This is a genomic window from Terrisporobacter mayombei, from assembly GCF_020748465.1.
In the GTDB taxonomy this organism is placed as follows: Bacteria; Bacillota; Clostridia; order Peptostreptococcales; family Peptostreptococcaceae; genus Terrisporobacter; species Terrisporobacter mayombei.
Genome location: NZ_JAHZMP010000168.1, coordinates 1 through 482, shown reverse-complemented (window position 1 = coordinate 482; position 482 = coordinate 1). Strand labels below are relative to the sequence as shown.

The window sequence follows — 482 nt, the reverse complement described above, 5'->3', positions numbered from 1 at the left end:
AATTAGGTGTATTTCAGATGTTGCTTCACAGATTCCAAAAACTCTCTCTGATGGTAAAGTATTTGGAACAATTTGGTGTACCTTTCTAAACTTATCCCATAGTTCAGGTAATGAATTATTTTCTAGTATCACTTTATCTTCTATACCTATTATCTTTATTTCATCTATTTCTTTTATAACTGGTTTAATCGTTATATTTCCGATAAGATGTCTCATAAAGTCTAATTCTAATTTCTACTTGTTACAAACAAATCCATCAATTCTCTTTTTTCTATACTCTAGAGGGCTAACTTGGTATATAGATTCAAAAGCTCTACTAAATGCTTCTGAAGATTCAAACCCGCTACCAATAGCTATATCTATCACTTTTTTATCAGTGTATAAAAGTTCTTTTGTGCTATTTACTAATCGTCTTTTTTTTATGTAGCTTCCTACACTCTCACCAAACATAGACTTAAATAAGCGTGTTAAATGATAATAAG

At 29.7% G+C, this 482-nt stretch carries 1 protein-coding gene and 1 pseudogene; both read right to left on the bottom strand.

Annotated elements, in window-relative coordinates; translation table 11 throughout:
* Window positions 1-216: pseudogene (locus tag K0039_RS20945) on the bottom strand (AraC family transcriptional regulator); the annotation flags it as partial.
* An 18-nt stretch (window positions 217-234) separates the two neighbouring features.
* Window positions 235-482: helix-turn-helix transcriptional regulator (locus K0039_RS20940; protein WP_228106851.1), on the bottom strand; the 248-nt coding region annotated here is incomplete at its 5' end.